Source organism: Paraburkholderia sp. DD10 (assembly GCF_049177125.1).
GTDB lineage: Bacteria > Pseudomonadota > Gammaproteobacteria > Burkholderiales > Burkholderiaceae > Paraburkholderia > Paraburkholderia terricola.
This window is the reverse complement of record NZ_CP185392.1, coordinates 644,276-656,409: the sequence shown is the minus strand read 5'-3', so window position 1 is coordinate 656,409 and position 12,134 is coordinate 644,276. Positions and strand designations below refer to the sequence as shown.

The 12,134-nt window shown below is 62.3% G+C and carries 12 protein-coding genes; 5 read left to right on the top strand and 7 right to left on the bottom strand.

Annotated elements, in window-relative coordinates; all coding sequences use genetic code 11:
- Positions 1 to 34: 34 nt before the first annotated feature.
- The 5 genes from ACOCG7_RS03065 to fae form a co-directional block, all read right to left on the bottom strand.
- The gene (locus ACOCG7_RS03065; protein ID WP_073430404.1) at positions 35 to 889 is read right to left on the bottom strand and encodes an SDR family oxidoreductase; all 855 of its coding nucleotides are present in this window, start codon (positions 887 to 889) and stop codon (positions 35 to 37) included.
- 407 nt (positions 890 to 1,296) lie between these two features.
- Positions 1,297 to 1,698: a cupin domain-containing protein gene (locus ACOCG7_RS03060; protein WP_073430405.1), complete on the bottom strand. Its 402-nt coding sequence runs from the start codon at positions 1,696 to 1,698 to the stop codon at positions 1,297 to 1,299.
- A gap of 88 nt (positions 1,699 to 1,786) precedes the next feature.
- Positions 1,787 to 2,611 (bottom strand): AraC family transcriptional regulator, encoded by an 825-nt coding sequence (locus tag ACOCG7_RS03055; RefSeq protein ID WP_083082693.1) that lies wholly within the window; start codon positions 2,609 to 2,611, stop codon positions 1,787 to 1,789.
- A gap of 81 nt (positions 2,612 to 2,692) precedes the next feature.
- Positions 2,693 to 4,006 carry an MFS transporter gene (locus tag ACOCG7_RS03050; protein ID WP_083082695.1) on the bottom strand — a complete coding sequence of 438 codons (1,314 nt, stop codon included), beginning with the start codon at positions 4,004 to 4,006 and terminating at the stop codon, positions 2,693 to 2,695.
- Positions 4,007 to 4,179: 173 nt separating this feature from the next.
- Positions 4,180 to 4,713 (bottom strand): formaldehyde-activating enzyme, encoded by a 534-nt coding sequence (fae, locus tag ACOCG7_RS03045; RefSeq protein WP_073430408.1) that lies wholly within the window; start codon positions 4,711 to 4,713, stop codon positions 4,180 to 4,182.
- Between the two features lie 67 nt (positions 4,714 to 4,780).
- Between fae and ACOCG7_RS03040 the strand changes: the two genes are divergently transcribed.
- From ACOCG7_RS03040 to ACOCG7_RS03030, 3 genes are all read left to right on the top strand, one after another.
- Positions 4,781 to 6,061, top strand: coding sequence for a quinoprotein relay system zinc metallohydrolase 2 (locus ACOCG7_RS03040; protein WP_421376779.1), 1,281 nt, complete (start codon positions 4,781 to 4,783; stop codon positions 6,059 to 6,061).
- Between the two features lie 65 nt (positions 6,062 to 6,126).
- Positions 6,127 to 7,005: a quinoprotein dehydrogenase-associated SoxYZ-like carrier gene (locus ACOCG7_RS03035; protein WP_227470557.1), complete on the top strand. Its 879-nt coding sequence runs from the start codon at positions 6,127 to 6,129 to the stop codon at positions 7,003 to 7,005.
- An 11-nt stretch (positions 7,006 to 7,016) separates the two neighbouring features.
- Entirely contained in the window at positions 7,017 to 8,093 is a 1,077-nt protein-coding gene (locus ACOCG7_RS03030; RefSeq protein WP_083082698.1) for an MBL fold metallo-hydrolase, read from the top strand.
- Positions 8,094 to 8,106: 13 nt separating this feature from the next.
- On the opposite strand, the gene ACOCG7_RS03025 is transcribed toward ACOCG7_RS03030, so the two are convergent.
- Both ACOCG7_RS03025 and ACOCG7_RS03020 read right to left on the bottom strand, forming a co-directional pair.
- Complete coding sequence (locus tag ACOCG7_RS03025; RefSeq protein WP_073430409.1) at positions 8,107 to 8,364, bottom strand: hypothetical protein; 258 nt, start codon at positions 8,362 to 8,364, stop codon at positions 8,107 to 8,109.
- A 191-nt stretch (positions 8,365 to 8,555) separates the two neighbouring features.
- Positions 8,556 to 10,277 carry a hypothetical protein gene (locus ACOCG7_RS03020; RefSeq protein ID WP_421376776.1) on the bottom strand — a complete coding sequence of 574 codons (1,722 nt, stop codon included), beginning with the start codon at positions 10,275 to 10,277 and terminating at the stop codon, positions 8,556 to 8,558.
- A 104-nt stretch (positions 10,278 to 10,381) separates the two neighbouring features.
- Between ACOCG7_RS03020 and ACOCG7_RS03015 the strand changes: the two genes are divergently transcribed.
- Both ACOCG7_RS03015 and pncA read left to right on the top strand, forming a co-directional pair.
- Positions 10,382 to 10,543 (top strand): hypothetical protein, encoded by a 162-nt coding sequence (locus ACOCG7_RS03015; protein WP_421376774.1) that lies wholly within the window; start codon positions 10,382 to 10,384, stop codon positions 10,541 to 10,543.
- An 827-nt stretch (positions 10,544 to 11,370) separates the two neighbouring features.
- Positions 11,371 to 12,120: a bifunctional nicotinamidase/pyrazinamidase gene (pncA, locus tag ACOCG7_RS03010; protein ID WP_143326546.1), complete on the top strand. Its 750-nt coding sequence runs from the start codon at positions 11,371 to 11,373 to the stop codon at positions 12,118 to 12,120.
- Positions 12,121 to 12,134 lie beyond the last annotated feature (14 nt).

Below are 12,134 nucleotides of genomic sequence, written 5' to 3'. Positions count from 1 at the left end.
TACGAAAAGCATCTCAATTTCATAAAAACCGCCTTCAGCCTTTCAGGGCTTGAGCTACGGCATCGTATAGCGATGTGGTGGAGCGGCCGATCAGACGGCTCAAGCTGTGGCTGTCATCATGCAGGGCGCCTTTTGAGGCGGCGACATCGTATTCCACGAGCTTATTGGCTACCGGTTCGGCCAGACCGGCCCTGATCAGGGCCGCGCGAAACTCCCCTTCGGGCAAATTCGTATAGCCGATGGATCCGCCGGTCTGGCGCGCCACTTCGGCAGCAAGCTCAGCTAGCGTGTAGGGCTCGTCCCCCGCCAGTTCGTAGACCTTTCCAGCCTGTCCCGCCGATGTGAGAACCGCGGCCGCGGCCTCGGCATAATCGCGACGGGTCGCCGAGGCGATCCGGCCGTTGCCGGCGCAGCCGATGAAGGCATTGCGCTGAAGGGCCGACGAGAGCGACGCCAGGTAGTTTTCCGTGTACCAGCCGTTGCGGAGCAGCACATATGGCAAACCGCTTGCCTTGAGCATCGCCTCTGTTTCCCTGTGCGCAGCGGCAAGGCCGAGCGGCGAACTGTCGGCATGCAGCAAGCTTGTATAGGCGATCAGGCCGACCTTGTCCTTATTTGTGGCATCAATCACGTTGCGGTGCTGATGCACACGCTCGCCGGTGTCGGCGGATGAGATCAGAAGCAGCTTGTCCACGCCGGCAAAGGCCCGCTCGAGGCACTGCGCGTTGTCATAGTCTCCCTGACGGACCGTTACACCGTTGGCTTTCAAGACATCGGCCCTGGCGGGACTGCGAACGACGGCAACGATTTCCGCTGCGGGAACGGTCTTCAGAAGAGCGTCGATAACGAGTTTGCCCAGTTGGCCAGTAGCGCCGGTAACTGCGATCAAAGGGCCTCCGAGGTAAATGCCATTCTGAGCAATGTACCCTTGTTGACATCATGATGTCAACAAGGGTACATTGTATCAAATAAGAAATACCGCACATTCGGGCTGCTATCGCTGATACCGACACGCCAAGGATGGAAGAAGCCTCATATCGCGATTGAGACATTGTTGGTGAAGAGGGGAACGTCCGCTTCCCTCTGCCTCGACCGTTCCTTGTGGATCGTTTCCCCCAACCGCCCTATTCGCCACGATCAACAAACAATCGGACTCGCTTCAGCCCTGGTCCGGCCAACCCCGATCGTTCGCCCACCGTCTTTAGATGCTTGCCCCGCGAGCCCCACATTCCTGAGCGCGAGCCGCCGCCGCGCCCTACGAAACTCGCCCGCTAACTCCCCCTCGCCGGCACCACATCAAACCCACACATCATTCATCACCGTCCGATCGCTCGCCGCATCCCCAGTATTGACAACACCACGCGGCTCGATGAGCAAAAGCTTGACCTCCGACTCCGCATACGGCTTATGTTCGACGCCCTTCGGCACCACCGCCAGTTCGCCCGCGCGCAGCAGGATGGAACCGTCGCGAAAGTCGATCCGCAATTCGCCCGCGAGCACGATAAAAGTTTCATCGGTTTCAGCGTGCCGATGCCAGAGGAAATCGCCTTCGATCTTCACCACCTTGAACTGATAGTCGTTCATTTCGGCAACCACGCGTGGCTGCCAATGACCGTCGATCAGGCCGATCTTCCCGATCAGATTGATTGCCTCGCCCTGACCACGCGATGCGGGCGCGGGTCCGATTATCTGCGTCATGATCTGCTCCGTCTGCTGTTGAACATGAAGCAGAGAATACGACTCGCAGCGAAGCCCGTCTTGAACGATCGTGCGTACCGGCTCGGCGCTAACGCACGCCTTTCGCGATTTGCAGCCAGCGAGCCGGAGGCATGCCGTATGTCTTCGTGAAGTGCCGCGTCATGTGGCTCTGGTCGGCGAAGCCGACGGCCGCGGCCACGTCGGTTAGCGTGACGCCACGCAGCATCATCGCTCGCGCGGCATCGAGCCGGCGCATGGTCAGGTAGCGATAAGGGCTCGTGCCATAGAACGTTCGAAAATCGCGCGACAGGCTCCAGCGGTCCCGTCCGGTTGCTGTTTCGATTTCCTCCAGCGTGACGATCCGTTGCGAGTGCGCATGCAGATAGTCGCGCGCGAGTCGGGCGCTGGCGAAATCTCCGCCGGCGCGCGGCGACGGCGTGCCGGACACCGCGGCGAGCGCAAGCGCCAGTTCAGCGAGCGCGTCGTGTCGTTCGAGCGGCTCGATGCGATGGGACGGTTGCTGCAGCAGGGTCTCGGTCGCCATCGACAAACGGACGTCCGTCGTCACGCCGCCCTCGATGAACGGCAGCGCCCGGCCGCCCAGGACGTCCTGAAACAGCGCCGGCTCGATATAAACCATCCGGTAATGAAAGCCTTCACCCGTGCCGGCCTGACCGTCGTGCGGTTCGTCGGGATGAAGCACCATCGTATGGCCGGGCAAGCTGTGGCGCATGCCGCGCCGGTAGTTGAACGTTTGCACGCCGGCCAGCGTGCGGCCGATCGCGTACGTATCGTGCCGATGCAGCGCATAAGCCTTGCCTTCGAAGAAGGCTTCGATGCGTTCGATCCCTTCCATCGGTTCAGCCCGATGCACCCAATCAGCGCGTTTCAGAACATTGTCTCGTTGCTTCATCGCGGTTATCGCACGCCGGCGATCGAAAGTTGAGCCTGTCTCCTAAGGCATTCGATAATAACGCAGCCGCGATTTGCCGCTCTACGCAGCGGCATCGTCGCTAATCGGTTGCCGAGCCATGAACCAGTAGAACAGCGCCGCACACCCTGCGATAGCGCCACCTGAAATAAACGCGAGCGCATACGATCCCGTCCGGTCGACAATAAAACCCGCGACAACAGGCGAGAAGGCCCCGCCGAAATAACCGCCGAAGTTCTGAATCGCGCTCACCGACGCAATCATCGACGACGGCGCAATATCCGCCGCGAGCGCCCAGGCCGAACCAATCACCGCGGCAATGAAAGCAAGGCCGATGGTAAACAACACGAGCGTCACACTCAGCGCATGCGTAAACGGTATGGCAATCGCGCAAACGGCGGCGCCCGCCGCGCAGCACGCGATCAACAGCCGCTTCGCGCCGATGGGCGACGCGAGTTCCCGATCGACGATCTTCTTCGCCAGATAGCCCACCGCGATTTCACCCAACGCGCCGCCGACCCAAGGAATACCCGCATACATGCCGAGTTGCGCGAACGAGATATGAAAGCGGTCGAGCAAATACAACGGTAAAAATACGAGGAAAATATTCCACAGCCAGATCGTGCAGAAGTAGCCGAGAATCATCCCCCACACGCTGCGGCGAGTGAACAGCGAGCGCCACTTGAGCGACGACGTCGCGAGCGATCGTTCACGGCCGCCGCCGCCCGCCTCGATATAGTCGAGTTCTTCCTTCGACAAGCGTTTGCTGTCGACCGGGTTGCGATAAAGCAGCAGAAACAGCAGCGCAAAGCCGATGCCAAACGCACCCGTCACATGAAACAGCGAGCGCCAGCCAAACGCGATCATCAATGCGACGAGCATGGCCGGCGCGAGCGCCGGTCCCCATTTCGACGACGAGTCCCACACGCCGGTCGCGAAGCCGCGCTCCTTGGCCGGGAACCATGCAGCGGTGATTTTCGCCGAGGTCGGCCAGCACGGCGCCTCGCCCACCGCGAGCAGCGCACGCATGACCACTAACCCCGAGATCGACCCGACCACGCCCGTCAACCAGGTCGCCACGCTCCACCAGATCATGCCGAGCGCGTACGCACGCTTCGCGCCGAAGCGGTCGATCACCCATCCGGCCGGCAACTGCATCACCGCGTAAGTCCATGCGAACACGCTGCCGAGCAAGCCGATCTGCGTGCGCGTGAGCCCGAGTTCCTGAATCATTCCGGGCGCGGCGATCGACAGGCTCGCGCGGTCCAGATAGTTGATGATCCCGCCAAGCAGCAGCCAGATCAGCACATGCCAGCGGTAATTGAGGCGCGCGGGCCGCGTTGCGGCGGCCGATGCGGTGATGATGTCCTTGTCCAAATCGCGTCTCCGTTCAGATGGCCTCGCGCGGCCATTTTTGGTCGTGGGTGACTGAACGGAAAGTGTACGAATGGAAACGCTCCGGCTTCAATGTCGAAACCGGATGGGCCGATAGCGTTTGCGTTATCGAATGGCGGCTTTCATCGAGCATTCACAAGTCGGCTCGCCGCCGCTCAACTCCAGTCATCCATATCGTGTTTGATGCTGTGGCGATTGGCGATCAGCGTCTCGACGCTCGGCTCGTTGTTCATCGCGCGCTGGATCGCGAGCTTCGTCGCCTCGTAGTTGGTGCGGTACATGTCCTTCTTGTCGAGGTTGGGGTCCGTCACGCAACGCGGGTCGATCCATACGAGGCTGATGATGCACAGGTCGTTGGCCTGGTCCTTGGGCAGAATACCCTCGATCAAACAATCGACCACCGCGTCGGCAGTGGCGGACTGCACGACTCCGCCGAACAGATCGATGGTCGCCATGTCCTTCAGCGTGACCTTCGGGACGATGATGGTCGCGGGCCGCACCATCTGATTGCACGCGCGAATCGCGAACATCGCCGTGTGCCCCTTGCTTTGCGCCATCATGCCGGCGAACGCGTGACCGACCGGGCCGTCGACGCGGCCGATCAGGATCTCCGGCATGGCGTCGGTCGCCTGGCCGTCGGCGGCGAACACGGTCGCTTCGCCCGCGCGGAATGTCAGATCGGTACTCATGGGTAAGCTCCTTGGCTGTGTTGCAGGGATAAATCGCTGGTCGAAAAGACGGCTGAATGCAAGGACAATGCCCAGGGCGCGCGATCGAGTGCGCGACCGGCGCACATGCCGCGATATCGGCGCGAAGTCGTGGCGCTACGGCGTTTTTTTGTTTCTGGCGGCACGGCGCACGGATACGCATGACGGGCGGCCGTGGAAGGTGACAGTGAGCAAAGTGTCAGCCTTTCGTTACAGCAAGCCACGGGAAGTCGCTAGGTTATTCGCGGAAGCCCGCGCTATGATTTCGCCGAGCCTCACTTCTTTATCAACTTACGGTGAAGACCGCAGTGCATCCCATCTCCGGTTCCTTATGGTCGCGGAAATAAACGGCTTGATCCGCCCGGAGATCCGCGCGCTCATCGCAGCGTTATGCGTCGCGTTGCTGTGCGCCGCAGCAACGCCGTCAGCGGATGCGGCGCCATCCACGGCCAAGGCCGTATCCCAGCCGGCCGTGTTGAGCGTCACGCAACTGGCGCCGGGGCTCTACGCCCACCGCGGCCACGACGATGTTGCGACGCGTCAGAACGGCGGCGACATCGCCAACGTCGGCTTCGTGATCGGCACACGCTGCGTCGCGGTAATCGATACCGGCGGCACCGCCGCCGAGGGCCGCGCGCTGCGCGCCGCGATTCGCGCCGTCACGCCGCTGCCGGTGTGTTATGTGATCAATACCCACATGCATCCCGACCACATTCTCGGCAACGCCGCGTTCGTCGACGATCATCCGCAATTCGTCGGCAGCGACAAACTGGCGGAAGCGGAGATGTCGCACGCGGCAAACTATCTGCGCGTGCTGACGCGCGAACTGGGCGACGTCGCCGCCGGCAGCCGCGTGATTCCGCCCACGCTGCCGGTTCACGACACGCTCGATCTCGACCTCGGCTCGCGCGTCCTGACGTTGCGCACGTGGAAAACTGCCCATACGAACAACGATCTGACCGTCTACGATAAAAGAACAGGCACGCTGTGGCTCGCCGATCTGCTGTTTGCGGGCTGTCTGCCGGTGATCGACGGCAGCGTGCTCGGCTGGCTCGACGACCTCGCGACAATCCGCGCACTGCCGGGCGTGCGGCGTGTGGTGCCGGGGCACGGTCCCCTGCGCGTTCAATGGCCCCAGGCGCTGGATGCCGAACGCGACTATCTGGCTCGCCTCGCGCGCGATGTCCGCGCGGCAATCCGTGCCGGCCAGACCATGCAGCAGGCCGTCGATACGATCGGCGTCGATCAGCGCGGCCGGTGGCGGCTGGTCGATGTCTATCACCGCCGCAATGTGACGGCGGCGTATGCCGAACTCGAGTGGGAGCAGTAGCAGTAGCAGGACCCATGAGCGCCGCGCGCATGCCGTGCCCGCGCCGCGAATGAAGGAGACGACAGATGCAAGCCATGAAACCTCACGCGGTGACATGGGCCGCAGGATTCGCGCTCGTCAGCATGCTGACGATGGGCCACGTGACCCAGGCGGCGCAGTCCTCGCCCGACGACGACCCCAACAAGGTGGCCAGTTGGCTGGATTTCCGCGCGGGCACCTTCCAGGACCGGCCGATCGACGCCCACGGCGATGCGGTCATCAAGCTCGACGCGCCGAAGCGCGCCGCCGACGCCGCGATCGTGCCGATCTCGATCACCGCGCAATTCCCGCAAACGCCCACGCGCTACATCCGCAAGATTTATCTGTTCATTGACCAGAACCCCGAACCCTACGCGGGATGGTTCGAGTTCACGCCCGAGTCGGGACGCGCCAGCATCGAAACGCGTGTACGTGTGGAGGATTACACGTTCATGCGCGCCATTGCGGAGACCAACGACGGCCGCCTGTATAGCGCGGTGCGTTTCGTCAAGGCGTCGGGCGGCTGTTCGGCGCCGGCCGGCAAGGACGATGAAGCCGCCGCGGCGAACGTCGGCAAGATGCGTCTGCGCACCGAGGGCGCCGCGCCCGCCGGCCAACCGCAACTCGCGCAGCTGATGATCAGCCATCCCAATCGCACCGGCATGGCGATGAACCAGATCACCCGCATGTATGCGTCCGCCTATTACGTTCGCAAGATCGACGTGACCTACGCGGGCAAACCGGTGATGACCGCGAACGTGAATTTCTCGATCAGCGAGAATCCGAACTTCCGCTTTTATTTCATGCCGCGCGGTAGCGGCGAACTGAAGGCGGCCGTACAGGACACGCAAAAACACGTCTTCGAAAGCGCGATCAGCGTGCCGGCGCAGGGCGTCGCGGCCCAGCCCGCGCCGGCGCACATGTGACGAAGAAGCGGATGAGCGAGGCACGTCACGCGCGCGCCGCTTCGACCCAGCGCATCTCGCGGTGCACGGCGGCAGCGCTCGCCCGTACATGGCTCGCATTGCTGATGCTGGTCCTGCCGTTGCGCACCGCGCACGCGCAGCCGGCCGAGGCCGACGCAGCGTCCACGCAAGCGTCGCCCGCGATGGCGGCATCGGGTAGCGCTGTCTTGCCCGCGGTCGCGACGGGGCGTGACATTCCGAAGCCCGTCGAACTCGCGCCGGGCGTCTACGCGATGCTCGGCAACGGCGACGCGGTCGCGCCGCGCAATCATGGCATCGTCGCGAATAACGGCTTTCTGGTGGGCCCGAGCGGCGTGGTGGTGATCGACACCGGCTCGTCGTACCGCTATGGCCGCGCGATGATCGAAGCGATTCATCGCGTCACGCCCTTGCCGATCGATCTGGTGATTCTCACCCATCAAGCGCCCGAATTCGTGTTCGGCGCGGCCGCGTTTCGCGATGCGGGCGTGCCGATTCTGGCGCACCGCCGCACCGCCGAATTGATCGCCGCACGCTGCGCGATCTGTTTGAAGAATCTGCGCCGCACGCTGGGCGAGGACGAAATGGCCGGCTCGCGCGTGACGGTGCCCGATCGCACCGTCGACGATTCGACGCGCCTCCAGGTGGGCGGGCGCGAACTCGAACTGCTCTACTTCGGCGCCGCCGCGACGCCGGGCGACCTCGCGGTGCGCGACGTGCAAACCGGCGTGCTGTTCGCCGGCGCGCTCGTGAACATCGGACGTATTCCCGAGCTTCGCAACGAGTCGATTCCCGGCTGGCTCGCCGCGCTCAAGCAGATCGACAATACGCCTGGCGTCGCCAAGGTGGTGCCCGCCTTCGGTCCGGTGGTCGCGCCTGCGCGCATCGGCGAGACCGGCGAGTATCTGCGCGCACTCGATGCGGCGGTGCGTCACGCGTACGCTTCCGGCGACGGACTCGTGAGCGCGAAGGAGCGCACGCAAACACCGCGCTTTCGTACATGGAAACTGTATTCGGTGGCGCACCCGCAAAACGTGCAACGGGTTTATCTGGAGTTGGAGCAGCGCTGAGCGATAAGGAAACTCATTGCTTGATCGGTGCTGTCTCGCTCGACGCCGACGCTCCCTCGGGCGACATCGCTTTCGCGCGCTTGTCCATCAGGGTGCCCGACGCGTTGCCATGAACGCCCTTGCCGGCTTCTTCCTGCATCTGCTGTCCGGCCTTTCCCGGTTCCTCGCGTGGCTGGGCCTGCGTGGTCGATTTATCGGTTCCGCCTTGCGCAAACGCGCAGACGCTGGCGGCGATCGCTATCGCGCCGCTCGCTATTCTGATCATGTTCATGGTCGTCTCCCATTCGAAGCTGTCTCGTCGCCGTATAGGCACAGTGATATCAGCATCACGCGTGCCAGCAACCGTTGAGACGAACGGGAAATCCAACCGAGGTTATCGACGCGCCGCCGTTCGCGAGCGGCGCGTCAATGGTTCTGAACGCTCTCTTATTGGCGTTTCTCGTCGGCGTTTATCGTCGGCGTTTATTGACCGGTATAGCCGAGCGGCACCGTCGCATTGCTTTTCGCAATCGTCGCGTTATTCGACACGATGTACTGCGGCACCTCCGTGAGTGTCAGCGCGACCCGGCCGTCGGTATAGGGGAGCGTGCTCGTGTTCCCGTAACCGTCGATCTTCGTCACGTTACCCGACGTCCCCGGACTGTCGACCTGAAGCGAATAACCGGTCGAGTACGTCTGGCTATACACGCCGCCGCTGGTGGGCCACTGCGCGTTGCTGTGCGTCCATGCGGCGGTCACGACCTTGCCGTTGCCGAGTTGCTGGAACGCATACACGAAGGTTCCCGACGGCGCGCCCGTGACCCGGCCCAAGGTGTTGGTGCCGTCCAGAACGCGAGTCATCGTGGCGAAGGCCATCGCTTCGGGCTTCGGCGAAAGATTCGTCGCGCCGAATGCGCCCTGTGCGTTATTCAGGTCGAAGAACGTGCCGTATCCCACTTCGCCCGGATAGTCAGCGCCATAGAAAAACGTGGTGAGCTGTGCGCCGCCGCCGAGCACGATGATGTGCGCCCGCACGCCAACCGCGGCATGCGCGAACAACTGGTTCTGCGACGGCACCGTGGGGCCGTAGCTGAGGCCGGGATCGTAGCTCGCGCCTGCTTCGGTGAAAAAGAGCTTCATGTTCGGCTTGCCCGCCTGCATCACCGAGCGCAACTGCGCCATCTGTTTGTCGAGCGCGTTGGCCTGGTTCGCCGGATCGGGATCGGAATCCTGCAACTCGGGCGGATGAGCCGGATAGGTGCCGGCATTCCAGTAGCCATGCGTCGATACGGCATCGATGTAATTCCACAGGCCCAGCGCGCCGAACTTCTTCAGATAGCCGGTGGTGCAGGTGTCGCAATTCGCGGCGAACGGATTGGCCGTGCCCATCACGACTGCGTTCGGATCGGTGGAGTGAATGCCTTCGTAAGCAGCCTTGTACATGGCGACGAAATTCGCGTCGCTATCCGACCAGCCGAGGCTCGGCTCCCACGTCACCTGATAGTAGTTCTTCTGCTGGTTCGGATAGTTTGCCGCGCGGATCAGGCTCGTATCGCTACCGACTCTCGCCATGAAGTTCTGGAACTCGGGCATGTTCAGCGGCGCATAGTAGCTGTCGGTGTACTGGCCGGTCTTCGAATTCCAGGCGGGCAGTCCATCGAGACGCACGATGCGCATCTGATCGGGATTGGCTTTATAGAACGGATCGAGATCGTTCACGCTCGGCGTGTAGGTGTTAGGGCCATTGGGCTCCATGACCGACTGCTGACGGTCGTCGATCGTCCACGAGATCCCCAGAGCGCGCAGCGCGGCGATATTGCCGTTGAAACCCTGCATGCCGAAACGGTGTTGATCCTGGTGCGCGTACGTCACGGTGCCCAATACCGGCTTGAGATTGGGCAATACACCGAATGTCGCGATACCTATCGGGCGCGTTCCGCTTCTCGGCAGCGTGCCGCCATTCGCGCGCAGCGTCGCGGTAAGCGCGCCGTAGCCGGACCATGTCGACGTACAGGGAATCGTATTGGTCTGCGCGCCGGCGCTCACCGCGAAACTTCCCTGCGCCTTGATCGCGCCATTCGTGTCGGCAACGGACCAGATCACCGTATCCGCGCTCTGCGAATTCGTCGTGATCGCGAGCTTGAACGGTGCGTTGTTCTGGAAGATGCGCAGGCCATCGGTGGTGGGGGTGTCCGCGCTGATCAATCCGTTCGTGCTGCCACCCGCCGTTTGGGTCGGCGTGCCGCAGGAGAGTGTCGAGGTTGTTGTTGGTGCGGGCGTTGGTGATGGAGTTGGTGATGGAGCCGGTGATGGCGTTGTTGTTGGTGCGGGCGTTGGTGATGGAGTTGGTGATGGAGTTGGTGATGGCGTTGGCGTTGGCGTTGGCGTTGGCGTTGGCGTTGGCGTTGGCGTTGGCGTTGGTGCCGGTGCCGGTGCCGGTGCCGGTGCCGGTGTCGGCGTGGCGGTGGTAGCCAGCCTCACCCAGCATGATTTGCCGTAGCCGAATGCGGGATCCGTCTGCGAAACCGCGCCGACGTAACAGCCCACCCCATTGCTGAAGGTACGCGGCGCCGTCAGCATGACCGACGGCGAATTGGGCGGAACGGCCCCGAACACCACCGAACCGGTTCCCGAGAATGTGCAATTGCCATTCTCCTGTCCGCACAGCGCGTATTGCAGTCCCGAAACGGTAATCGTGCTGGTTTGAGCCAATGCGTTTTCCGCGCCAAACCACACCAACGCTGTCGCCGCGGCGACCTGAAGTAATCTTGGATGTCTCATCATCGCCTGTATGTATTCGCTAAAAAGCCGGTTAGCCCCAAGGATTCAGCCGGATCGATCAAAGTCGTCCCGCTTTGGCGTTATCGAGTAGAGAAGTAAAACCAGAGGGCGCGCTGACTGCGCTCTATTGATGGTGAAGCCGGTGTTTAGATGTGTCGTCATCCGCTCGCATGAACATTCCACGAACGGACAGCAATGCGGCAGATAAGCCAAGGGCGGCGCGCTCGCTTTCTTCACGGCACGTGCGGAACGGGCGCACGCAGACGTGCGTCGCCGGCTCCGCTTTGTTCTCGCGCCTGGAAAGATGGGAAATCGCCGAAAGGCAACCGCAGGGGTGTATCGATACCCGATGCTAATTGCAGCGCGAATCTCACGCAGTCAGGAAGCACGGAAAAAAACGACAGGTATCCGGAATGGCCGCTAGGGATATCCTGACGCCATGCTCGGAATGACGGCAACGCGCGACATGAATTTGGCGCCGCTATGATTAAGGTTTCGATCAGAATGGAGATTCGTCGTGATAGCAAACCATCGCAGGGCGCTCATCAAATCGACCACCGCGCTTGGTCTGACTCATCTTTTCGGCCTGGGAGGTTTGAGCGCTTTTGCGGCGTCGGCGTCATCGGGAACGACGATCAAGCCCGACAGCAAGTCCGTATTGATCGTCGTGGACGTCCAGAATTGCTTTATCGAAGGCGGCTCCTTGCCGGTGAAGGGCGGCGCCGAGGTCGTGCCGCTCATCAACCAGTTGGCCGAGAAGTTCGAGAACATTGTCATCACGCAAGACTGGCACACAGCGGGGCACGCGTCGTTCGCCAGCTCCCATTCCGGCAAGAAGCCGTTCGAGACGGCGCAGTTGTCGTACGGCACGCAGGTCTTGTGGCCGGACCACTGCGTGCAAGGCACCGAAGACGCCGCGCTCGAAAAGAATCTCAAGCTGCCCACGGCACAATTGATCATCCGCAAGGGCTTTCACAAGAACATCGACAGCTACTCCGCGTTTGAGGAAGCCGATCACAAGACGAAAACCGGCCTGTCGGGATACCTCAAGCAGCGGCATATCGACACCGTGTTCGTGACGGGCCTGGCAACCGACTTCTGCGTTGCATGGACGGCACTGGACGCCCGCAAGGCGGGATTCAAGGCCTATGTGATCGAAGATGCGACGCGCGCCATCGACCTGAACGGCTCGCTAGCGGCCGCGTGGAAGAACATGGACCGCGCGGGCGTGAAGCGGATTCAATCGAAGGACATTTTGTCGGCCTAGCCGGCGGCCTCGCA

Coding starts and splice junctions, on each gene's coding strand:
- ACOCG7_RS03060 (WP_073430405.1), bottom strand. CDS start 1,698: ATGACGCAGATAATCGGACCCGCGCCCGCATCGCGTGGTCAGGGCGAG.
- ACOCG7_RS03055 (WP_083082693.1), bottom strand. CDS start 2,611: ATGAAGCAACGAGACAATGTTCTGAAACGCGCTGATTGGGTGCATCGG.
- fae (WP_073430408.1), bottom strand. CDS start 4,713: ATGAGTACCGATCTGACATTCCGCGCGGGCGAAGCGACCGTGTTCGCC.
- ACOCG7_RS03040 (WP_421376779.1), top strand. CDS start 4,781: ATGCCCAGGGCGCGCGATCGAGTGCGCGACCGGCGCACATGCCGCGAT.
- ACOCG7_RS03035 (WP_227470557.1), top strand. CDS start 6,127: ATGCAAGCCATGAAACCTCACGCGGTGACATGGGCCGCAGGATTCGCG.
- ACOCG7_RS03030 (WP_083082698.1), top strand. CDS start 7,017: ATGAGCGAGGCACGTCACGCGCGCGCCGCTTCGACCCAGCGCATCTCG.
- ACOCG7_RS03025 (WP_073430409.1), bottom strand. CDS start 8,364: ATGAACATGATCAGAATAGCGAGCGGCGCGATAGCGATCGCCGCCAGC.
- ACOCG7_RS03015 (WP_421376774.1), top strand. CDS start 10,382: ATGGCGTTGTTGTTGGTGCGGGCGTTGGTGATGGAGTTGGTGATGGAG.